The 21,150-nt window shown below is 69.7% G+C and carries 18 protein-coding genes; 7 read left to right on the forward strand and 11 right to left on the reverse strand.

Translation table 11 applies throughout. From position 1 onward, the window contains the following. Positions 1–23 precede the first annotated feature (23 nt). Entirely contained in the window at positions 24–1,166 is a 1,143-nt protein-coding gene (gene dgoD, locus B0F77_RS32280; RefSeq protein ID WP_086666798.1) for a galactonate dehydratase, read from the reverse strand. A gap of 46 nt (positions 1,167–1,212) precedes the next feature. After that, positions 1,213–1,890, reverse strand: coding sequence for an SDR family NAD(P)-dependent oxidoreductase (locus B0F77_RS32285; RefSeq protein ID WP_086666799.1), 678 nt, complete (start codon positions 1,888–1,890; stop codon positions 1,213–1,215). A gap of 73 nt (positions 1,891–1,963) precedes the next feature. Between B0F77_RS32285 and B0F77_RS32290 the strand changes: the two genes are divergently transcribed. Further along, positions 1,964–2,554 (forward strand): bifunctional 4-hydroxy-2-oxoglutarate aldolase/2-dehydro-3-deoxy-phosphogluconate aldolase, encoded by a 591-nt coding sequence (locus tag B0F77_RS32290; protein WP_086666800.1) that lies wholly within the window; start codon positions 1,964–1,966, stop codon positions 2,552–2,554. Here B0F77_RS32290 and B0F77_RS32295 read toward each other — a convergent pair. From B0F77_RS32295 to B0F77_RS32310, 4 genes are all read right to left on the reverse strand, one after another. Then, positions 2,532–4,484 carry an alpha-galactosidase gene (locus tag B0F77_RS32295; protein ID WP_086666801.1) on the reverse strand — a complete coding sequence of 651 codons (1,953 nt, stop codon included), beginning with the start codon at positions 4,482–4,484 and terminating at the stop codon, positions 2,532–2,534. The two genes, B0F77_RS32290 and B0F77_RS32295, sit on opposite strands and share 23 nt — an antisense overlap. After that, complete coding sequence (locus B0F77_RS32300) at positions 4,481–5,290, reverse strand: carbohydrate ABC transporter permease (RefSeq protein WP_086666802.1); 810 nt, start codon at positions 5,288–5,290, stop codon at positions 4,481–4,483. Before B0F77_RS32300 ends, B0F77_RS32295 begins: the two co-directional genes overlap by 4 nt. An 86-nt stretch (positions 5,291–5,376) precedes the next feature. Beyond that, entirely contained in the window at positions 5,377–6,201 is an 825-nt protein-coding gene (locus tag B0F77_RS32305; RefSeq protein WP_086666828.1) for a carbohydrate ABC transporter permease, read from the reverse strand. Continuing rightward, positions 6,201–7,463, reverse strand: coding sequence for an ABC transporter substrate-binding protein (locus tag B0F77_RS32310; protein ID WP_086666803.1), 1,263 nt, complete (start codon positions 7,461–7,463; stop codon positions 6,201–6,203). The genes B0F77_RS32305 and B0F77_RS32310 overlap by 1 nt, the downstream gene beginning before the upstream one ends. 77 nt (positions 7,464–7,540) lie before the next feature. On the opposite strand from B0F77_RS32310, the gene B0F77_RS32315 reads away from it, so the two are divergent. After that, positions 7,541–8,227, forward strand: coding sequence for a FadR/GntR family transcriptional regulator (locus tag B0F77_RS32315; protein WP_086666804.1), 687 nt, complete (start codon positions 7,541–7,543; stop codon positions 8,225–8,227). Here B0F77_RS32315 and B0F77_RS32320 read toward each other — a convergent pair. Both B0F77_RS32320 and B0F77_RS32325 read right to left on the reverse strand, forming a co-directional pair. Continuing rightward, positions 8,211–10,724 (reverse strand): caspase, EACC1-associated type, encoded by a 2,514-nt coding sequence (locus B0F77_RS32320; protein ID WP_086666805.1) that lies wholly within the window; start codon positions 10,722–10,724, stop codon positions 8,211–8,213. The two genes, B0F77_RS32315 and B0F77_RS32320, sit on opposite strands and share 17 nt — an antisense overlap. Position 10,725: 1 nt before the next feature. Continuing rightward, positions 10,726–11,097 (reverse strand): hypothetical protein, encoded by a 372-nt coding sequence (locus B0F77_RS32325; RefSeq protein ID WP_086666806.1) that lies wholly within the window; start codon positions 11,095–11,097, stop codon positions 10,726–10,728. A gap of 151 nt (positions 11,098–11,248) precedes the next feature. Between B0F77_RS32325 and sph the strand changes: the two genes are divergently transcribed. Continuing rightward, positions 11,249–12,172 (forward strand): sphingomyelin phosphodiesterase, encoded by a 924-nt coding sequence (gene sph, locus B0F77_RS32330; protein ID WP_086666807.1) that lies wholly within the window; start codon positions 11,249–11,251, stop codon positions 12,170–12,172. 46 nt (positions 12,173–12,218) lie between these two features. Here the strand turns inward: sph and B0F77_RS32335 are convergent, their stop codons facing one another. Genes B0F77_RS32335 through lysA form a run of 3 tightly spaced genes read right to left on the reverse strand, consistent with a single transcriptional unit; the run spans position 12,219 to position 17,337 of the window. Further along, positions 12,219–14,705 carry a DUF7824 domain-containing protein gene (locus tag B0F77_RS32335; RefSeq protein ID WP_086666808.1) on the reverse strand — a complete coding sequence of 829 codons (2,487 nt, stop codon included), beginning with the start codon at positions 14,703–14,705 and terminating at the stop codon, positions 12,219–12,221. Continuing rightward, on the reverse strand, positions 14,702–15,982 hold the full coding sequence (locus B0F77_RS32340) for an SWIM zinc finger family protein (RefSeq protein WP_086666809.1): 1,281 nt from the start codon (positions 15,980–15,982) through the stop codon (positions 14,702–14,704). Before B0F77_RS32340 ends, B0F77_RS32335 begins: the two co-directional genes overlap by 4 nt. A gap of 44 nt (positions 15,983–16,026) precedes the next feature. Then, positions 16,027–17,337 carry a diaminopimelate decarboxylase gene (lysA, locus tag B0F77_RS32345; protein ID WP_086666810.1) on the reverse strand — a complete coding sequence of 437 codons (1,311 nt, stop codon included), beginning with the start codon at positions 17,335–17,337 and terminating at the stop codon, positions 16,027–16,029. Positions 17,338–17,468: 131 nt separating this feature from the next. Between lysA and B0F77_RS32350 the strand changes: the two genes are divergently transcribed. From B0F77_RS32350 to B0F77_RS32365, 4 genes are all read left to right on the forward strand, one after another. After that, positions 17,469–18,113 carry a nucleoside/nucleotide kinase family protein gene (locus B0F77_RS32350; RefSeq protein ID WP_245848931.1) on the forward strand — a complete coding sequence of 215 codons (645 nt, stop codon included), beginning with the start codon at positions 17,469–17,471 and terminating at the stop codon, positions 18,111–18,113. 62 nt (positions 18,114–18,175) lie between these two features. Further along, positions 18,176–18,802, forward strand: a complete 627-nt coding sequence (locus B0F77_RS32355) for a hypothetical protein (protein WP_143467000.1) — start codon at positions 18,176–18,178, stop codon at positions 18,800–18,802. A gap of 97 nt (positions 18,803–18,899) precedes the next feature. Next, entirely contained in the window at positions 18,900–19,604 is a 705-nt protein-coding gene (locus B0F77_RS32360) for a hypothetical protein (RefSeq protein ID WP_086666812.1), read from the forward strand. Positions 19,605–19,617: 13 nt separating this feature from the next. Beyond that, positions 19,618–21,117 (forward strand): tetratricopeptide repeat protein, encoded by a 1,500-nt coding sequence (locus B0F77_RS32365; protein WP_086666813.1) that lies wholly within the window; start codon positions 19,618–19,620, stop codon positions 21,115–21,117. The last annotated feature ends 33 nt before the right edge of the window (positions 21,118–21,150 follow it).

The raw sequence follows: 21,150 nt of genomic DNA on the forward strand, positions 1-21,150 counted from the left end.
CTGGCAGCGGCTGACAGCCGCTGTCACCACTCGGCGAAGCTGCCGTCGTCGTGCCGCCAGATCGGCGACCGCCACGAGTGCCCGATCTCCGCGGCCCGGCGCACCGCCTCCTCGTCCACCTCCACGCCGAGCCCCGGCCCGGTGGGGCGCGCGATCCAGCCGTCCACGACCCGCACCGGCGCCATGTCGACCAGGTAGCTGGGATCGGTGCCGTGGTAGTGCAGGCCGGCGCTCTGTTCCTGGATCAGGAAGTTCGGCGTCGTGAACGCCACCTGCAGCGACGCCGCCAGCGAGATCGGCCCGAGTGGACAGTGCGGGGCGATCGACGCGCCGTAGACCTCGGCCATGGAGCCGATCCGGCGCAGTTCCGAGATGCCGCCCGCGTGCGACGGGTCGGGTTGCACGACCGCGACGCCCGCTTCCAGCACCGGCTTGAACTCCCACCGCGAGAACAGCCGTTCCCCCGTCGCGATCGGCACGGTCGACGCCTGGACGACGGACGCCAGCACGTCCGCGGGGAGTTCGGGCAGCACCGGTTCCTCGACGAACATCGGCTGCACCTCTTCGAGCAGGCGCACCAGACGCCGGGCCATGGCGGGGGAAACGCGGCCGTGGAAGTCGATGGCCAGGTCACCGCCGGGGCCGAGCGCGTGCCGGGCCTCCCGCGCGCGGTCCAGCACCGCGTCGACCTCGGCGGGTGACGCGATGGGCCTCATCTCGGCGGTGGCGTTCATCTTCACGGCGCTGAAACCCTCCGCGACCTGCTGGGACACCGCCTCGAACACGCCGTCCGGACGGTCGCCGCCCACCCACGAGTAGGCGCGCACGCGGTCGCGCACCGGGCCGCCGAACAGTTCGTGCACCGGCAGGCCGCGGGCTTTGCCGGCGATGTCCCAGAACGCGTGGTCGTAGCCGGACAGCGCCGACGACAGGATCGGGCCGCCGCGGTAGAAGCCGCCGCGGCGCAGGACCTGCCAGAGGTCCTCGACGCGCAGCGGGTCCTGGCCGATCACCAGCTCGGACAGTTCGTGCACGGCCGCGCGGACCGTCTCGGCCCTGCCCTCCACGACCGGCTCACCCCAGCCGGTCACCCCCTCGTCCGTGCTCACCTTCAGGAACAGCCAGCGGGGCTCGACCAGGAACGTCTCGACCGCCGTCACCTTCATCCGGCCTCCTTCGTGGACACCCCGGCCGGCAATGCTGCGAGAGAAGTCAAGACGAGTCCTTTGCCGCGGACCAGCCGCCGTCGACCAGAAGCTCCGCGCCCGTCACGAACGACGCCGCCGGAGACAGCAGGAAACCGATCACCGACGCCACCTCGGCCGGGTCGCCGAGACGGCCGGCCGGGGTGGCTCGGGCACTGCGTTCGCGATCCTCGGCGGACACCCGGTCCCACGCCGCCGTCAGCACGGGGCCGGGCAGCACCGCGTTGACCCGGACGTCGGGCGCGTACTCGACGGCGAGCTGGCGGGTCAGCGCGACCAGCCCGCCCTTCGTGGCCGCGTAGGCGCCGTGGCCGGGGATGCCGAAGTGCGCGTGCACCGACGAGACCAGCACGACCGAGCCTTGGCGTTGCCGCAACGACGGCAGGCAGGCCCGCAGGCCGTGGAACGCGCCGCTGAGGTTGACCGCGAGCTGGCGTTCCCACTCGGCGGGCGTGGTGAAGTCCAACGGCTTGACCGTGACCGTGTAGGCGTTGCACACCAACGCGTCCACGCCGTCGCTCAACTCCACGGCTCGACGCCACGTCTCCGGGTCGCTGACGTCGCCTTGAATCGCGACATCACCGTGCAAATCGATCCCGACCACCCGGTAACCGTTGTCGGTCAGGTGCTTCGCCGTGGCGGCGCCGATTCCCGCCGCCGCACCCGACACCACCGCGCACTTCATGCGACGAGCCTCCCCTTTGCGCGTCCTGAGTGTCAAGAATAATTCCTAATTTATGTGTAGTAGGCTGTCCAGCGTGAGCTACCGCTACGAGATCACCCAGGCAGTCGTGCGGCAGGGCATCATCGCGATCATTCGCACCGGCGACACCGACTCTGCCCTCAAGGCCGCCGTTCCGCTGCTGGACGCGGGCCTCACGTCACTCGAACTCCCGCTGACCAACCCCGGCGCGCTGGACGCGATTCGCCGGTTGCGCACCGACTTCCCGTCGGTCGTCATCGGCGCCGGCTCGGTGCTGGACGAGGCTTCGGCGGTCGCCGCCGTGCGCGCCGGAGCACAGTTCCTGGTGGCACCGAACCTCGAACCGTCGGTGATCCGCGCCGGCCACCGGTACGGGGCCGCGGTGCTTCCCGGCGCCGCCACGGTCACCGAGGTGATCCAGGCGATGGAACTGGGCGCGGACGCCGTGAAGGTGTTCCCCGCGCCGACTCCGCAGTGGGTCAGGGACGTCCTCGCCGTGCTGCCGCATGCCCCGCTGGTGCCGACCGGCGGCGTGGCACCGGCCGACGTTCCCGCGTGGCTGGAAGCGGGCGCGGTGGCGTGCGGGGTCGGGTCGGCCCTCGCCCGCACGCCTCTCGATGAGATCAAGGCCCTCCTACGGGCCTGAGCACCACCACGTCGGCGTCGTTCGTGGCGGACCAGTCGAACGGCAGCCCGACGTGCGTCAGGTGCGCACCGGAGTACGCCTCACCGGCCTCGTCCACATAGGACTGGGCGGTCAGTCCCTTCAGCTTCAGCCGCGACGACCGGCCGGGCACCACCGGAACGCCCGTCAAGCCGCCCGTGTTCCAGGCCAGCACGACGATCCGGTCCTCACCCGAGTACTGGATCGCGTCGCCAAGCAGGTGCACCTCGCCGTTGTGCACGACCTCGCGGATGTCCTTGTAGCGCTCGATGAGCACGGCGGCTTCCTCGCGTTGCTCGCGAGTCCAGTGCCGCACGTCGGCGCCGATGCCGAGGACACCGGCCATCGCGAGCACGAAGCGGAACTTCAGCGAACGCGGACGGGCGTCGAAGATACCGGGCGCGTCCGTGACCCACGACGACATCAGGTGCGGGGCGTGCATGTGCAGGAACCCGTGCTGGATCTTCAGGCGGTCCAGCGGCGCGGTGTTGTCGCTGGGCCACACCACGTCCACCCTGCCGGTCGTGGCCAGGTCGATCCGGCCGCCGCCACCCGCGCAGCCCTCCACCAGCACGTGGGGATGTGCCGAACGCAGATGGTCGAGCACGCGCCAGTAGTTGCGGACGTGCGCGTTGTCGAGCTCGCCGGACCGTTCGGTGGCGGGACGGTTCATGTCCCACTTCAGGTAGCTGATCTGATAGTCGGTGAGCAGTCGATCCAAAGTGGACACGACGAACTCGTACACCTCGGGCAGGCCGAGGTTGAGCAGCAGCTGGTTGCGGATGAGCGTGGGTTCGCGGCCCTCGCTCCGGTACACCCAGTCCGGATGTTCGGCGTAGAGCCGCGACTTCGGGCTCACGCACTCCGGTTCGACCCACAGCCCGAACTCCAGGCCCATCGCGCGCACGTCCGAGACGAACGCGCCGAAGTCCGGGGACTCCGGGTACCAGTCGCCGAGGCCGCCGGTGTCGTCGTGACGGCCGACGAACCAGCCGTCGTCGACCACGAACAGCTCGACCCCGATGTCCGCGGCGATCCTGGCCAGTTCGAGTTGCCTGGGCAGCGAGACCTCGAACCCCGTTGCCTCCCAGGAGTTGTAGAGCACCGGCTTGCGGACCTCGCGGCTGCGCAACCGGTCGTAGGCGTGCCACACCCGCGCCAGGCCGTTCGTCGAGTACGCCAGCGCCACCTCGGGCGTCGTGAAGGTCTCCCCCGGCTCGACCACGACCGGCCCGAGCATCCCGGCCCGCAGGCGCGTCAGCCCGGACGGCTCGACCTCGGCCGTGATCTCCCACGAACCGGACCACGCCAGCGACACGCCCCATGTGTCGTCCACGGACAACCAGGGCGCGTAGTTGTGCCCGGGAACGCCGTAGGAGCTGCCGATCCGGAACCCGCCCGCCGGCAGCGAAACGTGGTCCAACTGGCACTCGCGGGCCCACTCACCGTGCAAAAAGGACAGTCGCGGGGTGTTCGTCGGCAGGCACACGCCCGCCGACCCGATCCTGGCGAGCCGGACCGGTTCTTCTCGCGTGTTGGTCAGCTCGACCCACCGGGTGAGCACGTCGACGGTGGCTTCCGGCCGGTAGCAGAGCACCGCGCGGAGCCCGGCGATCTCGTCGGCGAACGCCAGCCGCAACACGCCGTCCGACTCGGTGGCGCCGGCGAAGGTGAACCACGAGTCGCCGTCCAGTTCCAGATCGGCGCCGGTGAACGGACGCTGCCCGCGCGGCACGTACTCGACCGGAGCCGCGTCGGCCTCGGTGATGAAGTGGATCTCGCCGAGGTTCTTCAGCGGCGACGGACCGCACTCGACGCCGTGCGGGCCCCACGCCACCAGCTCAGCCCAGCGGTTACCGGGTTCGACCGCCACCGTGTACGAGGTCGTGGCCATGCGCAGGATCCAGGTCATTTCACCGCTCCCACCGCGAGCCCGGAGATGAAGTGCCGCTGGAACCGCAGGAACACCGCCACGGTCGGGATCGCCGCGATCACCGAGCCGGCCGCGATCACGTTCCAGTTCGACACGTACTGGCCCTGCAACGCCAGCAACGCGGGCGTGACCGGCATGACGGACGACGAGCGCAGCACGGTGATCGCCCACAGCAGGTCGTTGAAGATCCAGGTGAACGCCAGCGCGGCCAGCGCGGCGAGCGCGGGCCGGGTCATCGGCAGCACGATCCGCCAGAAGATCTGCACGGGACCGGCGCCGTCGATGGTGGCGGCCTCCTGCACCTCGTCCGGCATCGCGCGCATGAAGCCCTGCAGCACGAACGTGTAGAAGCCCAGCCCGAACCCGACCTGCACCACGATCAGCGCGAACAACGTGTCGTAGAGGCCGAGCAGCTCGGTCAGCTTCGACACCGGGACCAGCAGGATCTGCGGCGGCAGCAGGTTGCCCGCGAGCATCAGCAGGATGATCGTGCGCCGGCCGGGAATCTGGAAGCGGCTCAACGCGTACGCCGCCGCCGAGCTCAACGCGAGCGACAGGAACACCGTCGGAACGGTCACCAGGACGCTGTTCCACATCGCGCCCGCGCCGCCGTTGGTCCACGCGTCGGCGAACCCGGCGAGGGTGAACGACTTCGGCAGCGACGCGAGGCCGTTGGCGGCGATGTCGTCGAAGCTTCGGACAGCGGTGACCAGCACCGCCACGATCGGCAGCAGCCAGAGCACGGAGATCGTGCCCGCCACGGCGTGGAAGACGCGGTTCGACATCTCAGTTCTCCGGGAACGCGTTAACGGTGCAAGCCATGATCACGGCACATGCGCCCGCAACAACCAGAAAGACACAGCTCGACATCTCAGTTCTCCCGGAACGCGCGGACGAGGTACGTCACGATCACGCCGAACGCCAGCACGAAGATCACGACCGCCAAGGCGCTCGCGTAGCCGAGCTTCAGCGACTGGAACGCGGTCGAGTACATGTACGTGCTGAGCAGCTCGGACGAGTGGTAGGGCCCGCCACGGGTCATCGACCACACCACGTCGAACGACCGCAGCGAGTCGATCACGATCACCGACAGCACCACCGAGTTCACCGAGCCGAGCTGCGGCCAGGTGATGTGCCGGAACCTCTGCCAGGCCGTGGCACCGTCCAAAGTGGCCGCTTCGTACAGCCCGGGGTCGATGCCCTTGAGGCCGGCCAGGTACAGCACCATCACGTACCCGACCTGCCGCCACAGCGCGGGCACCAGCACGGCGTAGATCGCGGTGTCCGGGTCGGCGAGCGGGCTGCTGTCGAACAACCCGCCCGGCTGGTAGAGCACCTGCCAGATCAGCGAGGTGGCGACCAGCGAGAACACCACCGGCACGAACAGCGCCGCCCGGTAGACGCCGACGCCGCGGCGTTCCTTCTGCAGCAGCACGGCCATCCCGAGGCCGCCGACCGCGGACAACCCGCCGAAGAGCACGAGCCAGATCGCGGTGTTGGTGACGGCGGTGTGGAAGACCGGGTCGTCGATCATCCTGGCGTAGTTGCCGAGCCCGACGAACTGGGGCGGCGAGACGCCGTCCCAGTTCGTCAGCGCGAGCCAGAACCCCTGCAGCGCGGGCCAGAAGACCCAGAATCCCTCCACCAGCAGCGGGATGAGCACGAACAGGAGCAGTACGGGAGGAACACGGCGCATCAGGCCGACCACACCTGCTCGGCGGCCTTCTGCCACGTGGTGAGGATGGTGTCCAGCTGGTCGGGCTGCTGGAGGAACTTGATCAGCGCGGCGTCCGCGGTGGGCTGCAGCGCGTCACTGGAGTCGCGGTTGAAGAACTGCGTGATCTCCGCGGCCTCCTTGAGGTGCGCGCGTCCCTTTTGGACCAGCGGCGTGCCGGAGTCCTTGGCGTTCGGGTGCGTCGGCAGAACCGTGCCGGACGAGGCCCTGATGTAGACCTCCTGTCCCTCCGCCGTCGCCGCGTAGGTCAGGAACTCCTTGAGCTCCTTGACGTGCGGTGACTTGGCGCTCGCGAAGAACCCGTCGGTCGGGCCCTCCTCGGCGAGCGGCACCTTCGGGTCGATGATCGGGAACCGGAAGAAGTCGATGTCGTCGATGGCGTCCTTCGGTGCCGCGTCGGCGAAGAACGCGCCGGTGAGCAGCATGCCCGTGCGGCCCTGCAACATCGCGGTGGTGGCCTCCTGGAAGCCGATCGCGGTGCCGTTCGGGTCGGTGTACGGCAGAACCTCGCGCCACGGCGTGAAGATCGCCTTGACCTTCGGGTCGTCGAACCTCTGCTTGCCCGCGAGCAGCTCCCGGTGGAACGGCGCGCCGTTGATCCGGATGTTGAAGTAGTCGAACCAGCTCGACGCGGTCCACGGCGAGTCGGAGCCGGCGCCCATGCCGAGCGGGATGACGCCCTTGCCCCGCAGGACCTTGCACAGGTCGACGAACTCGGTCCAGGTCTTCGGCGGGGTGACGCCCCACTTCGCGAAGTTCGACCTGCGGTGGAAGAAGCCCCACCAGTAGTAGGTCGTCGGCACGAACACCTTGCCGCTCAACGTCTTGAACGACTGGGGATAGTCGCCCATGGTCTGCCAGACGTCGCTCACGTCGAGCAGCAGGCCCTTCTGCTCGTACCCGGTGAGCAGCGCTCCGGGATACCAGGTGAAGAGATCGGGCGGGTTGGCGGAGGTGAGGTAGCTCGGCAGCTGGGTGCGGAAGGTCTCGGACGCCACGGTGTTGACCGAGACCTGCGAGCCTTCCCTGTCGTTGAAGGCCTTGACCAGTGCGTCGATCGCCGCCTTGGCCGCGGGCGCCGACAGGTTCGACTGGATCGTGGCCGTGCCCGCGGCCTGGGTGACCGGGCCGGAGGACGCGGAGGTGGCGCAGGATGCCGTGCCGCTGACCAGCAGCCCAGCGCCCGCGGCAGCGGTGACGCGGAGGAAGTGACGCCTGTCCATGGCGCCCAAGACTGCGCTTCGGCCATGATCAAGTCAAGAATAATTCATAATTTATGATGTGCCGTATCATCTCGCCCATGAGCGAGAAGCGGCTTCGGGGCGTGCACGGCCAGACCGTCGAGGCGCTGGCGGGCCGGATCCTCGCCGGTGAGATCGCCGAGGGCGACACCCTCGACCTCCCGGCGCTGCGCGAAGAACTGGACGTGTCGCTGACCGCGCTGCGCGAGGCGCTGAAGGTGTTGTCCGCCAAGGGCATCATCGACGCCAGGCAGAAGCGCGGCACGTTCGTGCAGCCGCGCTCGTCGTGGAACCTGCTCGACACCGACGTGATGCGCTGGCAGACCCAGGCCGACACCGACCAGAGCCTGTTCGACGAGCTCACCGAGATGCGGGTGATCGTCGAACCCGCCGCCGCCCGCCTGGCCGCCGAACGCGCTTCCGACGCCGACATCGAGGCGTTGTCCGGAGCTGTGGACCGGATGGCCTCGGCACGCGACCTCGCGGCGACCGTCCGGGCGGACCTGGAGTTCCACCGGCTGCTGATGGCCGCCACGCACAACGCGTTCCTCACGCAGGTCGAGCGGATCATCGCGATCGGGCTGGCCGAACGGGACAAGCTCGTGCACGGCAGCGTGGACGACGACCCGGTGCCGTCGCACCGCGCGGTGCTGGACGCGATCGCGGCGCGCGACCCGCAGGGGGCTTACGACGCGATGCAGGCGTTGGTCGACAAGTCAGGGGCCGATCTCAACCGGTTGCGCTGACGAGCCGTGCGAGTGGATCGACCTCGTCGATGTGTTGAGCGCTCTCCGCATCGACGACCATCCACTGCTTCTTGCCGGTCCCGAGATCGCGGGCGCTCACGACCACGGTGCAGTTCGCGTCGATGTCGATCTCGACCTCGATCTGCGGGACGCCCCCGGGGGCCGGGGGCAGTCCGCTGAGCACGAACGTGCCGAGGCAGGTGTTGAGCTCAGCCGCAGCCAGCTCGCCCTGGTACAACCGGATCTGCACCGATTCCTGGTTGTCGCGGGACGTGGTGAAGACCTCGCTGCGTTTGGTCGGGAGGTTGGTGTTCCGTTCGATCAGCCTGGTGCACACGCCGTCGCCGGTCTCGATGCCCAGCGACCACGGAATGGCGTCGAGCAGGAGCGAGTCCTTGACCTCCCCCGAGAGCACGCCCGCCTGGATCGCGGCGCCGATGGCCACGCCGTCCGGGATCAGGCCGCGCCGGGGTAACGCTCCGGTCAGCTCCTGCACGAGCGCGCCGATCGCCGGCATGCGGGTCGCTCCGCCGACCAACAGCACCTGTTCGACGTCGGTGATCTTGACGTTCGCGTCTTTCAGCACTCGCTCGATCGGCTTGCGGACGCGGTCCAGCAGATCCGCGGTCATCTGCTCGAAGCGGCCACGCGACAGCTCGTTGTGAAGGGTGAGCCCGGCCGTCACGTACGGCACGGTGATCGTGCTCGACCGGGCTCCCGACAGTTCGATTTTCGCCCGCTCGGCGGCCTCACGCACGCGGCGCATCGCCGAAGCGTCCCCGGTGAGGTCGATGCCGTGATCCGCCTGGAACCTCTCGCACAGCCACTCGCAGATCCGCTGGTCCCAGTTGTCGCCACCCAGCCGGTTGTCCCCGCTCATCGCGTAGACGTCCATCACCACCAGGTCGTATTCGGGGTCAGTCGAGCTGGGTCCGGCGGATCCGACGTCGAGCAGCGACACGTCGAACGTGCCCCCACCGAGATCCAGCACCAGGACGTATCTGTCCCTGTCCTTGTCGGTGATCCCGTAGGCGAGCGCTGCCGCGTTCGGCTCGGTCATCACGCGCCACACGTTCAGGTCCGCCCCTTGCGCGGCTTCGACCAGCGCCCGCCGCTCTGCCAGCGTGAAGTAGGCGGGCACGGTTAGAACGACATCGTGGATCCGTGCTGTCAGGGTGCGCTCGGCACTCCGCTTGAGGTGGCGGAGGATGACAGCGGTGATGTCCTCGGCGGTGTACGGCTGCCCGTCCAGGACGACCTGCCAGCCGGAGCCGAGCTTCAGCTTGATCGACGAGAAGGTGCGCTCCGGGTTCGCCGCCGCCTGGTTCTTCGCCCGCTCCCCCACCAGCCACTCGCCGTCAGCCGTGAGAGCGGCGACGCTCGGCGTGGTGCGGTTGCCGACCTCGTTGAGCACGATCTCGCACTCACCGCCGACCACGGCCGCGACGGCGGAGTTGGTCGTGCCGAAGTCCATGCCGACCGCACGGCAGGTACGGGTCCAGTTCTCGTGTTCGGGTTGTGCGCCAACGGGAAGCTCACCGAGTCCCCGGCCCAGCCACATCGCCCGCGCTTGGGCGGCCACCACCGGGTCGGCGTCTCGCGTGAGTTCAGCGAGCAGGTCTGCAGCGGCCGCGCGGACGACCTCGTACCGGCTGCCGAGCCGGTTCTCCAGCTCGTGCACGACCCCGATCCGCTGCCAGCTCAACGGACTCCGGCTCGCCCGCACCAGTTCGGCCGGCAGCTGGCCCGAGCCGCTGCGGACGTTGCGCGCGAGCACCAACGTGCCCTCGGCGCTGGAGACGCTGCGAGTGGGCGTCTGGTTCGGCTGCCGGGTGCGGACCTCGGTGTAGATGTACTCGTACAGCTCGTCGACGCTGATGGTCCCGTCGAGGTCGAGATCGGCGTCGCCGGTGCTCAGGCCGTCGACGATCGCCCTGGTGAAGATGGACGGCTCGGCGGCGTCCCGGCTGCTGAGCACGGACTCGTGGCTGAACTGCAGGGCGTTCGACGCGGTGATCACCACGCGGCCGCGCCCGTCGAACGCCTCGGCCACGTCGACCGACTCGGCGCCGCGGGTGCGCAGGCCCCGGCTGTAGGCGCCGCTGTAGCAGCAGTCCAGGAAGACGACGATCTGGTTCGACCGGCAGCTCTCGACCTGGTCGCTCACGAAGGTGCAGTCGACGCCGGTCGAGGCGAGGTAGCCGCTCTCGGTGTCCGAACCGACCAGGAAGAGCCGGTTGTCGCGGTTCTTCATGCCGTGGCAGGAGATGTGCAGCCACAGCAGGTCGTCACGGGCGGCGTCGTGGAAGAACGACTCGACCGCGCGCTGGAACTTCCGGCCGCTCGCGTCCTGCAGGACGGTGACCTCGAAGTCGCCGATCTCCTGGCGGGCCAGCACCTCGGACAACGCCACGGCGTCCTGGGCGGCGCCCGGCAGCTCGCCGAACACCGGGTCCTCGTAGTGCTGGTTCGCGATGATCAGGCATTTGCGGGCCATGTCAGTCCGTGGCGTGCCGTTCCAGGAACGCCTTGACCAGCGCTTCCTGCTGAGCGTTCGACACCGCGTTCAGCTCCAGCTTGTCGTCCCCGCAGGTGATCGTGACCGAGCCGCGTTCACGCCGCACCAACCAGCTCCTGACGACCTCCACCGCGCCGCGCACCACGGCGGGCGACGAGATCACCCCGACCAGCGTGCCGACGACCATGACGGACCCGGACCGGGTGCCGCGTTCCTCGGTCGTTTCGGTGGCCCGGTCCAGGCGGTCGAAGCCGAGCCGGTCCAGCTCCTCCAGCAACGTCTCGCTCGCCTCGCTGGCGGCCAGCGGGTCGCCGTCCTCGTCTACGACAACGAACTCGATCTCGCGCGGCACGGCGGTTCTCCCCCGGCGGACTGGACGGCTAAGGCAAGAAGTCAGTCGCCGCAGCGGTACTCCGCGTTACCACAGGATTCATCAACGCTTGATCGATACGACCCACCCGGCCGGTTGTGAAGGATTCTCACGTCCTTCACCATCGGGCCTCATGCGCCTGATCACGCTCGCCGCCGCCGTCGCGCTCACGATCGCCGCCACCCCCGCGATCGCGGCTCCTGCCGCCCCGAGGATCGCCACCTACAACGTGTTCATGCTGTCGCGGAACCTCTACCCGAACTGGGGCCAGGTCACGCGGGCCGACCTGATCGACAGCACCGGTGTGCTGAACGGGCAGGACGTCGTGGTGCTGCAGGAGGCGTTCGACAACGCCGCGTCCGACCGGTTGCTGGCCAACCTCCGCGACACCTACCCGCACCAGACCCCGGTGCTGGGCCGCAGCCGATCCGGGTGGGACGTCACGAGCGGCGCGTACCGCAACTCGACGCCGGAGGACGGCGGAGTCGCGGTGCTCAGCCGCTGGCCGATCACCACCCGCGTCCAGCACGTCTACCACGACGCGTGCGGCGCGGACTGGTTCTCCAACAAGGGGTTCGCGTACGTGCGCATCGAGGCGCCGTCCGGGCCGATGCACGTGATCGGCACGCACATGCAGGCCGAGGACTCCGCCTGCACGAGCGCGCCGGCAGGCTACCGGGCGTCGCAGCGGGCCGAGATCAAGGCATTTCTGGCCTCCCGCACCATTCCCGCGTCCGAACCCGTGTACGTGGCGGGCGACATGAACGTGGTCAAGGCGACCGAGGAGTTTCCGCGGATGGTCGCCGAGTTGGGCGCTTCGACGCCCGAGGTGGTCGGGCACCCGTTCTCGTGGGACTGCGCGGACAACAGCGTCTGCCGCGACCAGTACGGGCCCGAGTACGCGTCCGAGCACCTCGACTACGTGCTGACGGTTCAGGGTCCGCTGCTGCGCAACGAGACCCGGCGGGTGAAGAGTCCTGAGTGGTCGATCTGGTCGTGGGGGCGCAAGTACACCTACACGGATCTGTCCGACCACTACCCGGTCTTTGCCAACTGACCGGCGGCGCGACCGTCAGGCCATGAATCCACGTCGAACCGTGCGGTCAGCCCAGTGCGGCCACCAGCCGCTTCGCCTGCACGACCCCCTTGCTGGACCCCTTGCGCGCCGCGACGTCGGCGAGTCCGTCGACCTCACCGCCGGGCTTGAGCTGCTGCGCCAGTTCGACGGCCAGCTCGACGACGTCCGCGACCCGGTTGTGCGCCCACAGCTTCGGCAACGCGGACGTCAGGGCCGCCCAGATCTGCACGGCCGCACCGGAACGGGCCGCGTCACGCAGGCCCGGCACGACCCGGTTCAGCGCGACGGCACCGCTGTCGAGCAGCTGACCGAGGAGGTCGCCCAGGACTATGCCGTCGAGTTGGCCACGGGAGGCCAGAATGAGCAGGCCATCGACCGCGCAGGCGCGGCCCACGGTCGCCTCGGCTCCGAGACCGTAGGCCAGCGCGAGGTGCAACGCCGGTCCCTCCGGCCCGTCCGTCTCGGCGAGCATCGGCAGCAGCGGTCCGTCGTTGCCCTTCGAGGCCGTCCGGGACCGGAGGTGCGGGACGAGGTGGGCGGCGACGACCTCGCGTTGGGACGGCAGCACCGAAGGCCACCACTCGATCATCGGGCCCCACTCGTCGTACTCCCGCAGGTGCTGCTCGGGCTGCTCCAGTCCGGGGGTGACGGTCACCAGCAGGCCGGTGTCGGTGATCTCCCGCTGGCCCCGGTAGTAGGTGGGGTAGCGGTAGGTCCGTTCCTCGACGGCGATCTCCGGATCGGCCCGGAACGAGATCAGCTCGCGCAGTCGCTCCCCCACCGCGCCCGGCACCGCCGCGAAGGCCTCGGCGCCCACCTCGCGGGGTAGCCGGTCGCACGCCTGGCGCAGGTCGTGCGGCCACGGTTCCCAGCCCTCCGCCTCGGCCTTGGCCAGTCGTTCCAGCAGCGTCGCCGGGTCGAGCAGTCCGGACGTCTCGGTCGGGGTGGAGATCAGGGCGGGACGCGGCGACTTCATCAGTCCCTGCTCGATCTCGTGCAACCGGAGGGTGAGCTGCCGGCCCACCGACCCGGACCGGGCCCGGTCCAGCTGCGCCAGCCATGCCTGGTCGACGTCGAGTGCCGCCTCGGCTTCCGGTGGCGCGGAGACGACGGAGACGACCGCCATGAACTCGGTCCAGGCAGTACGTTTGGCGTGGTCGGGGTGGATGTTGTACGCGTCGCGGTTCCGGATCCACGGGTACTTGTCGTAGATCGGCCCGAACGCCCTGGCGACCGCCTCCCGATCCTGCCAGGCGAACCGGACGATCGCCTCGACGACCCGTTCCGCGGTGATCGGGTCGACGTACCGGGCGTTGCGACCGAACAGCGACAGCACCTCGCCCGTCAGCTCGTCGAGCGTCGCGATCGGTTCCGGGAACGGCGTCGGTGCGAACGGGACGAGCGCGGCGGCCTGTTCCGGTGTGGTGGTGCTGCCGAGCTGTTCCGCCATGTCAGCGGGGAGCTGCTCGGCCAGTGCCAGGAGTTCGGCCCTGGTGGCGTCGCTGATCTTCGTCAGGTGCTTCGCCACCAGCGTGACCGCCTGCCCGCGCAGGTCGTCGGACGGGTGCGCGAACAACTCGGCAACGGTCAGCACGACGGAGTCCGGAGTGGACTTCGCGTGCTTGGCGAGCCAGGTGAGCTGCGCGCGGACGAGCTTCTTCTCGGTGCGGCCGAACACCCACCGGCTCGCGTCGGCCAGCAGGTCGAAGTCGAGCTTCCCGGCCTCGTCCAACGACTTCAACCGCTCCTGTGCCAATGCGGCGACGGTCGAGCGCGAGTCCGGCAGCATCGCGATGTAGTCCCGCGCATGGTCGGCCGTCTCGTCGAGCGTGACCTGCAGAACTTCGTGCAGTGCCAGGAAACCCTCCATCTCCTTGGCACCGCCGCCCTGCTGGAGGCGGGCGAGGCAACCGTCGAGGAGGGTGGTGCGGTCCGTCCTGTCGCGCAGGAAAGTCCGCCACTGGCGGGTGTGCGCGAGGACCACGCCGGAGCCGACGACCTCGAGCATGCGCGGGATCAGCGCGTCGAAGCCGGGCCTCCACCTGGTGTGGCCGCCGAAGGTCATGAGGTGCAGCACGAAGCCGTCCGAGTCCGGCGGGTTCTCCCCGCAGAACTCGAGAATCACCCGCAGCAGGTCGTGCCGGCTCAGTTCCCGGGCCGGCATCCTGGCGGCCAGGCGGGTGATCAGGTCCGGCATCCACGCGAGGTCGCGGTGCCGCAGCACGTCGCACAGCTCAGTGGTCCCGTTCTCCTGGCTCATGCGGTGGTACCAGATCGGATAGCGCACGAGCCACGGCGTGAGCGCGGAGGCGTTCGGCAGCACCCCGGCGCCCGCGATGGCGAGCGTCTCCTGGTGGTGCCAGCTCCGGCTGCTCGCCCGGTGCTTCTTCTCGTACGCGACCAGGTCCTTCGCGAACTCCTTGCGCTGCTCGGGGCTGAGCGCGTTGAGCGCTGCACGCAGCGGCGCGGGCTTGTCCGCCTCGATCAGTCTGCGGATCTTGTCGAACGTCACGCCTGCTCCCTGACCATGTCCGCCGCCAGCACGTGCTTGCACTTGCCGCGCCCACCCCGGTATTCGGCCCACCACTGGCAGGTGCACGCCTCGCCGTTGACCCGGTAGTCGCCGACCAGCGCGGTGCCGCCGTCCCACTTGACCGCACCCTGCTCGACGAGCGCCTTCGCATTGCGCAGCCGGGGGTTCATGGCCTGGACGTCCACGCCGTCGTACGGCAGTTCGCGATGGAAGTACCCGGCCTCTGCCAGGTCGTAGCCCACCCGCCCGGCAGTGCCGAGCTGCGCGAGCGCGTCCTTGACCCGCCCGGCGGTGAGCCCGGACCGGTCCGCGAGGTCGGCCACGTCGACTCGGGGTTCGAAGTCCAGCAGCGCGCCGACGAGTTCGGCGTCGGTGTCCGCGTCACCGGCGGCCAGTCCGTCCAGAACCGCGCCCTCACCGGACAGGCCTCGGTTCACCTCGGGCGAGAGGACGAGCGTGAGCCGTTGCGAGCCGAGGTCGACCTCCCAGCCGCTCGCGACGGGCTGCCCGGCGGCAGGCGGGCCGTACAACCGCACGGCTTTGGCGAAGCGCAGCAACGGGATCAGGGTCTCCAGCCGGTTCGGTCCGGCGAGACACACCGCGTTGGCCGACGCGGTTCCGCTGAGCCGCAACGACTTCCCGGACGGCACCGCCCACACCGCCGCACGGCCCTTGGGCAACGTCCTGAGGAACCGCTGGGCGTCCGCCGGCGACAGCTCGGCCTTCAGGTCGAACCGCGAGGTCAGCACCTGGGTCTCGGCGAACCCGCGCAGCCAGCGCGGCGGCAGCGGGACCTTCTTCTCCACCACCGCGCCGTCGAGCGTGCCGAACTCGACCTGGTCCGGCCCGACGGTCAGATGCAGCGGATCACCTTGGGTGACACGGGCCAACGCCCGCCGCAGCGGCTCGTTGACGTCGACGTTCGTGGTCCCCCGGTCGTGCACCTCGCCGTCGAGCGCGCCGGAGAGCACGTCGAGGCGCGCGTAGACACCGCAGCAGCCGGAGAACGACTCGAAGCGCAGCCGGTCGCCGTTGCAGGTGACGACGGGGTCGCGCAGCCGTTCGGTCGTGGGCTGGAAGTAACGGGTGCCCGCGACCTTCGCGATGGCGAGCAACGCGGTCGCGGACTGCTGCGAGTCGCCCAGGAACCCGGTGAAGAAGCGCGGGTTGGGGGCGCGGCCGCCGGACGTCTGCAGTCCGAGGGCGCGACGCGTCTCGTCGAGCCGGGAGTCGGCGACGTAGGCGTACGAGTGCATCGCGCCACACTAAAGAACACACGTTCGAAAGCGCAGCGAAACCGTTAAACATAACGGCGCAGCAGATCCTCCTCGGTCTCCCTGCGCACGATCGGCCGCGCGATCCCGTCCTTCACGGCGATGATCGGCGGCCGGCAGACCTGGTTGTAGTTCGAGGCCAACGCGTGGTGGTACGCGCCCGTGACCGGCACCGCGAGCACATCGCCCGCGTGCACGTCCGCCGGCAACAGGCCGTCGGCCAGCACATCACCGGCCTCGCAGTGCCGTCCCACCACGGTCACCGGCTGCAGCCTGCCGCCACGACCGACCAGCCGAACCGCGTACTTGGCGCCGTACAGGGCAGGTCGCGGGTTGTCGCTCATACCGCCGTCGACGGCCACGAACGTCCGTGCCACACCCCGCTTCACCGCACACACCCGATACAGCGTCACCCCGGCGTTGGCGACGATCGACCGTCCAGGCTCGATCAGCAACGCAGGCACCGGCACGCGATGCACAGCGCACTCGTAGTTGAGCGCGCCCCGGACCCGTTGTGCGAAGCCGAAAAGGTCGAACGAGGACTCCCCCGGCAGGGAGGGCGCGCAGAACCCGCCGCCCAGGTCGAGCTGCTCGATCCGCACCCCGCAGGAGGCGATCAGGCCGACCATGCGCCGCACGGTTTCCTCGTAGGACGCGACGTGCCGGACCTGCGAACCGATGTGGCAGTGCAGACCGACAAGGCGCAACGACGGTTGCTCGACCACGCGCAGAATCGCCTCCAACGCGGCACCGGAAGCCAGTGAGAAGCCGAACTTCTGGTCCTCCACACCGGTCGCGATCGCGGCATGGGTCAGGGCGTCCACACCGGGCGTCACGCGGATCATGACCTTCTGGCCGTGCGTCGCGAGGGCGCCGAGCTGGGCGATCTCGTCGAACGAGTCGACGACGATCCGTGAGACGCCGTACGCCAACGCGGCTTTGAGGTCCTCGCTGGTCTTCACGTTGCCGTGCATGACGATTCGCTCAGCCGGGAAACCGGCGGCACGGGCCAGCGCGAGTTCACCGGCGGACGACACGTCGAGCGAAAGCCCTTCGGAGGCCATCCACCGGTAGACCTCGGGGCAGGGCAACGACTTGCCCGCGAACACGACCTCGGCCTCCGGAAGCGCGGACGCGAAAGCCCTGGCCCGAGAACGGACCGTGGCCTCGTCCAGCACCTGGCAGGGCGTGCCGAACTGGGCCGCGAGCCGGGTGGCGGGGACTCCACCGATGACGAGGTCCGAGCCGGACAGCGCGGTTCCGTCCGGCCACAGACCCTCTTCCAGCACCGGCCCGGTCGAGCATCCGATGCCGGGCAGCAACTCCGCGAGTGTCATGCCTCGATTGCACGCCCGCCGAACGCGCTTTCCCAGGCCACGGACGAGACCCTGACACCCCGGGCGGCTACCTTGACGCGATCCTGACGAGCGCCGTAACCCAGGTCACGGTGTGTGAGATCGTCGGGGCTGTGAGCCGAACCGAGATGCTGTCCGAAGTCGCTCGTGCGCTGCCGCCGAAGGGCCTGGTCGCGGTGGACGGGGTCGACGGCGCGGGCAAGACGACGTTCTGCGACGACCTGGCCGCGGTGCTCCGCGCGCAGGGCCGTGAGGTCGTGCGGGCGTCCGTGGACGACTTCCACCACCCGCGCGCCCGTCGGTGGCAGCGCGGCAGGACCTCGCCCGAGGGCTTCTTCCTGGACAGCTTCGACTACGAACGGTTCTGCGCACTCCTGCTCACGCCGTTCGCCCAGGGGCGGCCGTTCCGGCGCGCGAGCCACGACCTGGAGACGGACGAGTACGTCGACGCAGCGGCCGAGGTGGCGCCCGCGTCGGCGATCCTGCTGGTGGACGGGATCTTCCTGCACCGCGACGAGCTCGCCGGCCGCTGGGACTTCTCCGTGTTCCTGGACGTCGACTTCGCGGTTTCGTTCGCGCGGATGGCGGTGCGGGACGGCAGCCCGTCCGATCCGGACGATCCCCGCAACCGCCGTTACGTCGAGGGTCAGCGGCTGTACCTCGCGCAGTGCGATCCGGCCGCACGAGCGAGCCTGGTCGTCGACAACCGCGAAAGCAGCGTCGGCACGCAACCTCAGGCTGTCGTGGTCGTCCTTTGATCCACAGTGATCGGTCGGGATCCGAGTGGACGTGAGGGCTGCGGGTGGCAACGGTCGGGGTTGTGGTAGCTGGGTGGCAGCGGTCCGCCAGGGCGGCGTTGTCGCACGCGTTGGTCATGGGTGCCGGGCTGGCTCTTTTCGGGCTGGCAACGATGTTCGCCGTGCACGCGGTCTCCCAGACCGCGTACGTCGGTCTCGTCAGCGGGCTGTGGACTGTGTTCGCGGCCGTGGTGATCGGCCGGTTCGCGCCGTCGGTGCGGATCGCCGTGGCGGGTGCGGCGGGCCTGCAGGCAGGGATCATGGTCGTGTTCGGCCTGGTGGCGCTGCTGGGGCGGATGGTGCTGCAGTTCCTGCTCGTCTTCGTGTCCCAGGGCCTGGTCGTGGTCTGCGTCGCCGCGGCTGCCGCCGGGTCGCGAGCGGTGCTGCGCAGTGCCCCGGCCTGGGCGGGGCTCGCCGTCGGTCTGCTCGGCGGCATCGTGGTTCTGCTGTGGGAACTGGGACACACCGGGCGCGGGGTGCTCGTGGCCGGCACCGTGCTCGTCGCCGTGTCGGCCGCGGTGCTGATCCGTCGTGCCTGGCACGCGCTCGTGCTCGTGCCGCTGGCCGCCGGGGTCGCCGCCGCAGCCGCGCCCGTGTACCTGGTGGTGCCGTCGGCGTTGCACTTGCTGTTCCCGGTGCTGGCCGGCTGACACCGACCCCCAAATCGTTACCCGGCGTGATAACGCCTGGTGGCCTCGCGACGACGTAGAAGCCACAGCGTCCGAACGGCGTAGCGAGGAGGCCGCCATGGCGACCACGTTCTGGGCTTGGATCGTGTCCGCTCTTGTCATCGTGCTGCTCGCGGTGGTGGTGCCCAGCCGGTTGGGCGCGCAGAACGTCCTGCGGGACGCGCGCGGCCGGTACAGCCTCTCCCGCTTCCAGGTCATGGTGTGGACGGTCGTGCTGCTGTCGCTGATCACCGGCATGGCGTTCGGGCGGTTCGCGGCCGGGCAGGTCGACGTCGCCGGGTTCCAGATCCCCAGCCAGGTGCTGTGGCTGCTCGGCATCGCGGTCGGGTCAGGGATCGTCGCCGGGGCCATCAAGGTCACCAAGAGCACCACCCGGCCGGACTCGGTGGCGGCCTACCCGATGGGCGAGGAGAGCGGCTCGCTCTGGCAGATGCTGACCGTCGAGGAAGGCGCGTCGGCGGGCAGGTCGATCGACCTGGCGAAGTTCCAGAACTTCGTCATCACGATCCTGCTGGTGCTGCTCTACGTCGCGCAGGCGGTCTCGGCGCTCAAGGCCGTGAGCAACCCCGCGGGCATCGCCGGGCTGCCCGCGTTCTCCGACGCGTTCCTGGTGCTGCTCGGGGTGAGCCACGCCGGGTACCTGCTGGGCAAGATCCCGTCGCCGGCCGGCGTGCCCGAGGGCGGCACGATGAGCGCGCGGCTCGCTTCCGCCGCGGCGGAAGCGGAAGTGGCGAACACGGTCCCCGAGGTGCGCACCGCGTGATATCTACCCGCGCGTGATCGAGCGCGTGCGCCGCGAAGAGACGTGGCACCGGGAAGCCAAGGACTGCTACCCGGACCCATTCAAGATCATCCGGATCCAGTTCCCGGTGGTCGAGGAGTTGCGGGACACCCCGCGCGAGTCGTGGCCGCGGCGCGACGCGTTGCCCACTGCGCTGGGCTTCCTGTCCGAGACGTTCGAGGACGCCGGGTGGGACGACCTGGCTCGGCGCCTGCACTACGAGGAGCTCGGACTCCGGCGTGAGTCCGGCCGGCCGATCAGCGTGCGGCGGGTGCTGAGTTCGTTGCGCGCCAACCTGTTCCGGCAGGAGCTGTACGACGAGGCGGTGCCGGTCGCGCAGGAGGAGTACGTGCTCGCCAAGGAACTCGGCGAGCACGAGGTCTCCTGCACGGCCAAGTACTGGGTCACCGTGCTCCTCGGCAAGCTGGGCAGGCACGAGGAGGCAGCGCGCAACGCCGGCGAGTCCGTGGCCGAGCGGCGCGCGTACCAGCCGTCCGAGAAGGACCGTTCGGCACCGTTCCGGCTCGCCCACGCCCACCTGGAGTACGCGCACCGGCTCACCACGATCGGCGAGTACGAGCAGGCGGCGGACGCGACGGAGGAAGCCGCGGCGTTCTGGCGGCAGCAGCCGAACGAGGACGGCGTGGGCCTCTACACCGCTCTCGACGAGCTGAGCGTCCTCCAGGTGCGCCTCGGCCGGTTCGACGAGGCCAGGAAGTCCGCCCTCGAAGCCGTGGACGCGTTCCGCAGGCGCGCCGCGGGCGGTTCGCCGGACGTCCTGCGCAACCTCGCATCGGCGCTCACCAACCACGCCAACCGGCTGCACGACCTGGGCCTCGATCAGGAGGCTCTGCGGGCGTCGCAGGAGTCGGTCGAGCGGTACCGGGTGATCGCCGCGCAGGCGGAGGGCCGGGCCGTGGTGATGAAGATGGACCTGCGGCTCGCGCAGGTGCTCGTCAGTCTCGCCAGCAGGCTGCACGACGTGGGCAGGCTCGACGAGTCATGTGCGGCCAGCGACGAGGCCATCGCGCTCGCGGGCAAGCACGCTGATCGCGTCATCGGCCGGACCGAGCTCGCGCGGGCGTGGGCCAACAAGGCCAGCGCCCTGATCTCCCGCCGCGCCTATGCCGAGGCCGCCGGAGCCGCCGCGAAGGGCGTGGAGCTGTACGAGACACCCAACGGCAAAGCCATGGCGCGCAACACCTTTGCCGTGGCGTCGGCACATCTTCGCCAGTACGACGTGGCATTGGAGGCGTCGCTGCAGTCTGTTGCGGAGTATCGGGAGCGGCACGCGGAAGACACGCACGAGTACGCCTACCGGCTGGCCGACGCGCTCACCGACCACGCACTGATCCGCGTGCTGCGGGCCGAACGTGCCGAGGCTGAGGCCGCGATCGCCGAATCCCTGGCGCTGCACGAAGAACTCGTCATCCGCAATCCCGGCCGCTACCAGCGGGAACTCGACCGGGCCCGCGCCGTCGCCGCCCAAATCTAGAAATACCAGCGAAAAGGGCGCCGCTCGAGAGCG

Source organism: Lentzea kentuckyensis, assembly GCF_002150765.1.
Lineage (GTDB): Bacteria > Actinomycetota > Actinomycetes > Mycobacteriales > Pseudonocardiaceae > Lentzea > Lentzea kentuckyensis.

Coding starts and splice junctions, on each gene's coding strand:
- dgoD (WP_086666798.1), bottom strand. CDS start 1,166: ATGAAGGTGACGGCGGTCGAGACGTTCCTGGTCGAGCCCCGCTGGCTG.
- B0F77_RS32285 (WP_086666799.1), bottom strand. CDS start 1,890: ATGAAGTGCGCGGTGGTGTCGGGTGCGGCGGCGGGAATCGGCGCCGCC.
- B0F77_RS32295 (WP_086666801.1), bottom strand. CDS start 4,484: ATGACCTGGATCCTGCGCATGGCCACGACCTCGTACACGGTGGCGGTC.
- B0F77_RS32300 (WP_086666802.1), bottom strand. CDS start 5,290: ATGTCGAACCGCGTCTTCCACGCCGTGGCGGGCACGATCTCCGTGCTC.
- B0F77_RS32305 (WP_086666828.1), bottom strand. CDS start 6,201: ATGCGCCGTGTTCCTCCCGTACTGCTCCTGTTCGTGCTCATCCCGCTG.
- B0F77_RS32310 (WP_086666803.1), bottom strand. CDS start 7,463: ATGGACAGGCGTCACTTCCTCCGCGTCACCGCTGCCGCGGGCGCTGGG.
- B0F77_RS32315 (WP_086666804.1), top strand. CDS start 7,541: ATGAGCGAGAAGCGGCTTCGGGGCGTGCACGGCCAGACCGTCGAGGCG.
- B0F77_RS32320 (WP_086666805.1), bottom strand. CDS start 10,724: ATGGCCCGCAAATGCCTGATCATCGCGAACCAGCACTACGAGGACCCG.
- sph (WP_086666807.1), top strand. CDS start 11,249: ATGCGCCTGATCACGCTCGCCGCCGCCGTCGCGCTCACGATCGCCGCC.
- B0F77_RS32340 (WP_086666809.1), bottom strand. CDS start 15,982: ATGCACTCGTACGCCTACGTCGCCGACTCCCGGCTCGACGAGACGCGT.
- lysA (WP_086666810.1), bottom strand. CDS start 17,337: ATGACACTCGCGGAGTTGCTGCCCGGCATCGGATGCTCGACCGGGCCG.
- B0F77_RS32360 (WP_086666812.1), top strand. CDS start 18,900: ATGGCGACCACGTTCTGGGCTTGGATCGTGTCCGCTCTTGTCATCGTG.